General features: G+C 59.7%; 6 protein-coding genes. 4 read left to right on the forward strand and 2 right to left on the reverse strand.

What is annotated here, in order from left to right:
* Nucleotides 1-152 precede the first annotated feature (152 nt).
* Nucleotides 153-2591, reverse strand: a complete 2439-nt coding sequence (locus ACW9HW_RS14150; RefSeq protein ID WP_457400394.1) for a Lon protease family protein — start codon at nucleotides 2589-2591, stop codon at nucleotides 153-155.
* A gap of 277 nt (nucleotides 2592-2868) precedes the next feature.
* Here ACW9HW_RS14150 and ACW9HW_RS14155 point away from each other — a divergent pair, with 277 nt between their 5' ends.
* The 4 genes from ACW9HW_RS14155 to ACW9HW_RS14170 all read left to right on the forward strand — a co-directional run bounded on the left by ACW9HW_RS14155 (nucleotide 2869) and on the right by ACW9HW_RS14170 (nucleotide 6357).
* The gene (locus tag ACW9HW_RS14155) at nucleotides 2869-3357 is read left to right on the forward strand and encodes a DUF3015 domain-containing protein (protein ID WP_095196630.1); all 489 of its coding nucleotides are present in this window, start codon (nucleotides 2869-2871) and stop codon (nucleotides 3355-3357) included.
* A 93-nt stretch (nucleotides 3358-3450) separates the two neighbouring features.
* Nucleotides 3451-5304, forward strand: a complete 1854-nt coding sequence (locus ACW9HW_RS14160; RefSeq protein ID WP_457400396.1) for an Lnb N-terminal periplasmic domain-containing protein — start codon at nucleotides 3451-3453, stop codon at nucleotides 5302-5304.
* Nucleotides 5305-5435: 131 nt separating this feature from the next.
* Nucleotides 5436-5792: a hypothetical protein gene (locus ACW9HW_RS14165; RefSeq protein ID WP_457400397.1), complete on the forward strand. Its 357-nt coding sequence runs from the start codon at nucleotides 5436-5438 to the stop codon at nucleotides 5790-5792.
* Between the two features lie 70 nt (nucleotides 5793-5862).
* On the forward strand, nucleotides 5863-6357 hold the full coding sequence (locus ACW9HW_RS14170) for a GreA/GreB family elongation factor (protein ID WP_095196632.1): 495 nt from the start codon (nucleotides 5863-5865) through the stop codon (nucleotides 6355-6357).
* On the opposite strand, the gene gdhA is transcribed toward ACW9HW_RS14170, so the two are convergent.
* The gene (gene gdhA, locus ACW9HW_RS14175; protein WP_457400399.1) at nucleotides 6354-7691 is read right to left on the reverse strand and encodes an NADP-specific glutamate dehydrogenase; all 1338 of its coding nucleotides are present in this window, start codon (nucleotides 7689-7691) and stop codon (nucleotides 6354-6356) included. The genes ACW9HW_RS14170 and gdhA overlap by 4 nt on opposite strands.
* Nucleotides 7692-7930: the final 239 nt, after the last annotated feature.

Here is a 7930-nt window from a genome sequence, read left to right on the forward strand (position 1 = left end):
TACACCCTGAACCGGATAGAAATGTGGGAGCGAGCCTGCTCGCGAAGGCATCCTGTCAGCCAACACAATAGTGACTGGCAGATCGCATTCGCGAGCAAGTCGAATCGTCGCACCGTCGCTCCCACAGTGGATCGAGGTGAACGCTGGTTACATCAGGCCGGCTTGGCCTCCACCAGCGCCTCGACCGCCATCTCTTTCTCGGCCTCTTTCAAGTCTTCCTCGCTGATCATTTCCGCAATCACCCGCAAACGCTCCACCACCCGAGCGTTGACACTGCCTTCAGGAAACTCGCCACTCTCGTCCGGCGCGCCCGCCGGTTCGCCAACCAGCAGGCTCAACGCCTCGTCTGCCTGGCGCACCGCATAGACATGGAACTGCCCCGCGCGCACGGCGGCCAGCACTTTCTCGTCGAGCATCAGCGTGGCCACGTTGGCGTGTGGAATGATCGCCCCCTGCTCACCGGTCAGGCCGCGAGCTTCGCAGAGCCGGAAGAAACCTTCGATCTTCTCGTTGACCCCACCCACCGCCTGCACTTCACCGAACTGGTTGATCGACCCGGTGATGGCAAAGCACTGTTTGAGCGGGGTTTTCGACAGGGCCGAAATCAAGGTGCACGCCTCGCCCAGGGACGCACTGTCGCCATCCACGTAACCGTAGGATTGCTCCAGGGCGATACTCGCGGAGATCGCCAAGGGGAATTCCTGCGCGTAACGGCTGCCCAGGTATCCGGTGAGAATCATCACGCCTTTGGAGTGGATCGGCTGACCGAGATTGACCTCGCGCTCGATGTCGACGATGCCGCTGCCGCCCGGATACACCGTGGCGGAAATCCGCGCCGGTACACCGAAGGCCGAATCGCCGACTTCCAGCACCGTCAAGCCGTTGCACTTGCCGACGGCGGCGCCATCGGTATCGATCAGGATGATCCCCGCCAGCATGTCATCGAGAATCCGTGCCGACACGCGTCCGGTACGGGTGGCCTTGGCCTTGAGCGCCCGCTCGATGTGTCCGGCGTCGGTCATTTCGTCAGAAGCCAGGTGGCGAATGAAGTCCGCCTCGCTGACCAGTTGGAACAGATCACCGATACGCGCCGACAAACGTCCCTGATGTTCAGCCAGACGCGCGCTGTACGTCGCCAGGCGCGCTACCGCATCAGCGGTCAACGGTGCCATGCCTTCTTCGGAAGTGCGGGTTTTCAGCAGTTGGGCGAATTGCTCCAGGCTCTCGTCGACCATCGGGATGTCTTCATCGAAATCCACCAGGACGCGGAACATCTCCTGAAAGTCCGGATCAAGGTCCTGCAGCGTGTAATAGAGCGAACGGGCGCCGATGATGACGACTTTGACTTGCAGCGGAATGTGCTGCGGGGTCAGGGTCACGGTGGCAAAGCGGCCCATCTCGCCCAGCGGCGACTCCATTTTCAGCTTGCGCGATTGCAGGGCACGCTTGAGCGCATCCCATACGAACGGCTCGCTGAGCATTTTTTCCGCTTCGAGGATCAGGAAACCGCCGTTGGCCCGGTGCAGCGCACCCGGCCGCAACTGCCGGTAGGTCGTGTACAACGCGCCCTGATCGGTGCTGTATTCGATGCGGCCAAACAGGTTTTCATAGGTCGGGTGCGGTTCGAATACCACGGGCGCACCGCCACTGGCCGAATGACCGACCACCAGACTCGGCGCGTACTGCTCTTCCAGCAGTTTGCGGGCGACGGCGTCGGTCTTGCTGTCATCCACCAGTTGCTCGACCACGGTTTTCAGCAAATACACCTGCATCGCTTGCAGGTAACCGCAGACTGCCGCGTTCTCGGCGTACTTCTCCGACAACGGCGAGAGCAACGGCTGCAAGGCCAGGGTGATGGTTTCTTCATTGAGATGGCGCAGCTGATTGCTCGACTCGCGCTTCCATTGCGGCAGACTGGCGAGCTCTTCGTTCAAGCGCTCCTCAAGGGCCGAAATGTCGTCGTGGAAACGCTCGCGGTCGACTTCCGGCAATTGGGCGAATTCCGCCTCGTCCAGCGCCTTGCCGTCGAGCATCGGAGTGAACGCGATGTTGCTGCTGTCGCGATAGAGCGCGACGTCTTTTTCCAGGGCCAGACGCTCGATCACGTCCAGCGCCTTGTCGTAGCGCTGGTTGAAGGCGCGGTCGATGGCACTTTTTTTCTGCTGGTAGGACGGGTGTTCGAACACCGCTGGAAAGGTTGCCAGCAGGTTGTCGATCAGCCCGTTGATGTCACCGATAAAGGCACCGGCGGTGCCCGAGGGCAGCTCCAGTGCGCGCGGCTCCCGCGGCTCATCGAAATTATTGACGTAGACCCAGTCCGCCGGGGTCTGCAGGCGCTTGCCTTCGGCCTTCAGGTAGCGTTTGACGAACGAAAACCGGCCGGTGCCGGGTTCGCCCATGACGAATACGTTGTAACCGGGGCGTGGCATGGCCACACCGAACTGCAAGGCTTCGACCGCACGTTCCTGGCCAAGCACACCGCGGAAGGGCTCCAGATCATTGGTGGTAGAGAAGCTGAACTGTTCAGCGGAAAACGGACGGGTCAGCGCTTCGGGCGCTAGACGCAAGCTGGCAGCAACAGGATCAGGCATCGGGCTTCCTTACATCAGGCGGGGCAGATAGCGGCATTCTGGCGCCGCCCATGCCTGACTGGCAAGGAGCGCCTCTGACCAAAGCATAGACAAGTCGATACCCCGGCGCAGAGCAGCGCCAAATCCCTGTTTTCAACGAATGTTTTGCAAAAAATCACGGAACCCCATGATCGTGCCTAAACTCCAAACTGCGCGACTGGATTAATAACCGGTCCAAACTGGCGAGATAGGCGCCAGAACCCTTGTCCATTGGTACGCACATAAAGAGAACAAAGCTATGAAACGGATTCTTCTTGGTACTCTCTTCACCGCTGTATCCATCAACGCCATGGCTCAGGCGCCAGGCGGCCCGGATTGCGGTTGGGGCAACATGCTGTTCGAAGGTCAGCGTGGTACTCCGGCTCACTTCCTGGCATCCACCACCAACGGCACTTCCGGTAACGCAACCTTCGGTATGACTTCCGGCACCAACGGTTGCTCCACCAACGCGTCGCTGACCTATGGCGGCAAATCCTGGTTTGCCATGAATGGCATGATGAACGAGCTGTCCGAAGACATGGCTAAAGGTCAGGGCGAAGCGCTGACCACTTATGCCGTGGTATTGGGCGTGGCGCCGGAAGACCGTGCGCACTTCGCCGCCGTCACTCACCAGCACTTCCAGCAGATCTTCAGCAAGGCTGACGTGACCGCGGAAGATGTGCATACCAACACCCTGGCCGTTCTGAAGAACGATCCTCGTCTGGCCAAGTACGCCACTCAGGCTTAAGCTCGAGCGCACCCCGCTTCTTCCGGGAAGCGGGCTTTATTTTTTGGACCTCCCCCTTTGGGTCTTGGTTTTTTCCTGTTTAAGTTGCTGACTATGCTCAAACGCCTTGCCTGGCTGGCGCTCTGTGTCTGCGCCCCGCTGTCCGCCGCGCCCCACATCGACCCTCAACGTTTGCAGCAACTGGCCAATGACCCTTTCTGGATTTCCCTGGGTCATTACGAAACCGCCAAGCTCGGTGGCTGGCGCAGCTATGTCAGCGACCAGAAATTCTTCCTCGCCACCGACGGCCACGAACACCCGGACCAGGAGCTGGCAGCCACCGTACATGCACTGTACGCCCCGGCCAGTGCCGGCGAACAACATGCACAATGCGTTTACCCGGCGCGTACCCGCTGGTTGAAAGCACAGCTCAACCTGACCGATCTGCCGACGCCCGATTGCGTTGAATTCAAGCAGTGGTTCAAGGACGTCTCGCCCCATAGCGCGGTGATGATTTTCCCGGCGGCCTACCTCAACAGCCCGTCTTCCATGTTCGGCCACACCCTGCTGCGTATCGATCAGGCGGATGTGCAAAGCGACAAGACCTCGCTGCTCAGTTACGCGATCAACTTCGGCGCCTACATCGAAGGCTCGGACAACAGCATCCTCTACGCCTGGAAAGGCCTGATGGGGGGTTATCCGGGGTTGTTTGCGCTGGTGCCCTACCAGGAAAAACTCTCGGAATACCGCAGCCTGGAAAACCGCGATCTGTGGGAATACCGCCTGAACCTGACGGAGCAGGAAACCGCACGCATGGTCGAGCACGTCTGGGAGTTGAAGCAGATCAAATTCGACTATTTCTTCTTCGACGAAAACTGCTCCTACCGACTGCTGGAACTGCTGCAAGTGGCGCGTCCAAGCCTGCGCCTGACCGAGCAATTCCCGCTGACCGCGATCCCCACCGACACCGTCAAAGCTGTGAAAGAGGCCGGTCTGGTGGAATCCATCCAGTACCGCCCTTCCCGCGAGCGCGAACTGCTGAGCCGTGCCGAACCGTTGACCGATGAAGAACAACAGTGGGTGCTGAAAGTCAGCGCCGACCAGCAGCACTTGCAAACCCAGGCCTTCAAGGCGCAACCCCGCGACCGCCAGGCGCTGATCATCGACGCGGCCTATCGCCTGGAGCGCTACCGCGCGAATGGCCAGGAACGTGACCCGCAGCGGGCGCAGCGCAGTTTCGAACTGTTGCGGGCAATCAATCAGAACCCGGCTCCGGAGTTGGACATCCCGCAACCCGGCCTGCCCGAGGATGGCCATGAATCCCGCACCTGGCAGGCCGGCCTCGGCACTCGCGGCGATCGCGCCTTTGGCGAATATGGCCTGCGCATGGCCTATCACGACCTCAACGACAACGCCGAAAGTTTCCCCCTGGGCGCGCAGATCGAGATCCTGCAACTGAAACTGCGTCAGTACGAAGGCAATGAGTGGCAGGTGCAGCAACTGGATCTGGCGACCATCCGCTCACTGACCCCGCGCAATGAGCTGCTGCAACCGCTTTCATGGCAAGTCACTGGCGGCCTGGAGCGGGTGCCGGGCAAGCATGACGATGAGAACCTGGTCAGCCACGTCAATGGCGGTGGTGGCGGGACCTGGCAACTGGGCGACGACCTGCTGGGGTTCGCCCTGGGCACCGTGCGCGTGGAACACAACAATGATTTCGCCGGATTTATCGCACCGGCCGCAGGTTTCAACACAGGCCTGCTGTGGAAAAACCCGCTGGGCAACTTCAGCCTGGAAACCAAAGGTGATTTCTTCACCAATGGCGAAGTGCGCCGCAGCGTGAGCCTGAATCAACAGTGGGAGTTATCGCGCGACCTGGGCTTGCGCCTGAGCGCCCAGCGTGAATTCAGCCACCTGGCCACGCCCGAGAATGAAGTGATGCTGGAGCTGAAGTGGTATCACTACTAACCCAAAAGCACTGCCGCCCCCTGTGGGTTTTTTGTGGTGTTGAATGGATTTTTCACGGCCATTGCACAATCGCCTCACGAACACCGACCTAGACTTTCCATACAGGGTGTATTGCGGCCCGGGAGTCTGAGATGTGGCGTTGCGCAGGCGTGTTGAGTTTGTTGATGTTGATCGCCGGTTGCCAGACAACCCACGAGGATCTGATCGCCAAGGGTTACCCGCCGGCGTTCGCCGATGGTTTCGATGACGGCTGCAGCAGTGGCCGGCAAGCCGCCGGAGCGATCACCGGTGAGTTTCGCAAAAATGTCCCGCGTTATCTGAAAGACAAAAACTACGCCGAGGGTTGGAGCGATGGTTTTCGCCAATGTCAGGCCATGCGCGAAAGCCAGGACCGCGAGGACTATCGCAACCGCCATTGGGACGAGCGCGACAAAGCCTGGCAACAGCAAAAGGATCAGGACGCCGCCCGGGCCTATCACTCGCAATAGGTCGCTGATAGACATCCACCGAAACTAAAACCCTGCAACCATGGCCCAAACCCTATATCGGGAGAAAACCATGAGTCGTGCCTTCGTCAATGAAGATAACGCCGCCGCGCAAGCCGATCAGCCGGTCGAACGGCAGGTCAGTGCACAGCCCAATTACGTCACCCCCGAGGGCCTGAGCCTGCTGCAAAACAAGGTTGCCGAGTTGCAGGCGCTGCACGGCGGACAATCGGCGCTCGGCGATCAGGCTGACAAACAGTTGATGGCCAACCTTGAGCGTGATCTGCGCTACTTCCATCAACGCCTGCAAAGTGCCCAGGTCGTGCCGCCCGCGACTTCAACCAGGAAAGTCCAGATCGGCAGTTGGGTCATTTACGCTGATGAGCACGGCACCGAGCGTCGCGTGCAACTGGTGGGGGAAGACCAAGCCGTTGCCGCCAAAGGCCTGATCAATTGGGGATCGCCGTTGGGTCGGGCGTTGCTCGGGGCACAGCTCGGTGACGAGGTGCTTTGGCAACGCCCGGCCGGCGATCAACTGATCGAGATCATCCGCATCGAACCGGCTTAAACCACGCCTTGGGCCAGCATCGCATCGGCGACCTTGACGAAGCCGGCGATGTTCGCACCCTTGACGTAATTGACCTGACCGTTCTCTTCACCGTAATGCACGCAAGCGTGGTGAATCGACTGCATGATTGCGTGCAGCTTGCTGTCGACTTCACCGCCGGTCCACAGCAAGCGCATGGCGTTCTGCGACATCTCCAGCCCGCTCACAGCAACACCACCGGCGTTGGACGCCTTGCCCGGTGCAAACAGGATGCCCGCGTCGATGAACAGATCCACCGCCTCCAGCGTGGTCGGCATGTTGGCGCCTTCCGCCACACAAGCGCAGCCGTTGCGCAGCAATGCACGAGCCGCATCGGCATCCAGTTCGTTTTGCGTGGCGCATGGCAACGCGATGTCGCAACTCAGGCCCCACGGATGCTGACCGGCGAGGAATTCCAGACCAAAACGGCCGGCCAATTCGCTGATGCGCCCGCGCTGGACATTCTTCAGTTCCAATACCGCTTGCCATTGCGCTTCGGTCAAACCGCTCTCGCAGTACAGCGTGCCTTCGGAGTCGGACAGCGAAATCACTTTGCCGCCCAGGTCCATGACCTTGCGTGCCGCGTATTGCGCAACGTTGCCCGAGCCGGAAATCGCTACGCGTTTGCCCTCAACGGTCAACCCGCGACGCTTGAGCATTTCCTCAGCGAAATACACGCAACCGAATCCGGTAGCCTCAGGACGAATCAGGCTGCCGCCGTAGCTCGGGCCTTTGCCGGTCAGCACGCTGGTGAACTGGTTGCTCAGGCGCTTGTACTGGCCGAACAGGAAACCGATTTCACGGGCGCCGACGCCGATATCACCGGCCGGCACGTCAACGTCGGCACCGATGTGACGGTACAGCTCGCTCATGAAGGCCTGGCAGAAGCGCATGACTTCCGCATCGCTTTTGCCTTTCGGATCGAAGTCCGAACCGCCCTTGCCACCGCCCATGGGCAGCGACGTCAGCGAGTTTTTGAAGGTCTGCTCGAACGCCAGAAACTTCAACACGCCGAGGTTTACCGAAGGATGGAAGCGCAAGCCGCCCTTGTATGGACCGATGGCGCTGTTCATCTGGATGCGGAACCCGCGATTGACCTGCACCTTGCCGTGATCGTCGACCCAGCAAACCCGAAACACGACCGCCCGCTCCGGCTCGCAGATCCGCTCCAGAATGCCTGAAGTCAGATAGTGCGGATTGGCCTCAAGAAAAGGCCACAGGCTGCGCAGGACCTCTTCGACCGCCTGGTGGAATTCAGGCTGGTCCGGATCGCGCTTTTTCAGGCGGGCAAGGAAGGATTCAACGGATTCGATCATGGAAAAGTCTCGGCAAATTTATTGTCGTTGGAAGAAATTGGGCCGGACTTTAACAAACGAAACGCGCACTAGGACAGAGCAAAATGTCGCATTTATGAAATTAAATGGTGCAACCGATATAAATTTAGTCCGATTATCGGCCGCTTTTGCACCGAAACAGGGATTTACAAATTAGCCCTTGCACCACCAGTGACTCCGTCTTCGCGAGCAGGCTCGCTCCCACAATTGTAATGCGCTCC

Source organism: Pseudomonas sp. SDO5532_S415, from assembly GCF_054071155.1.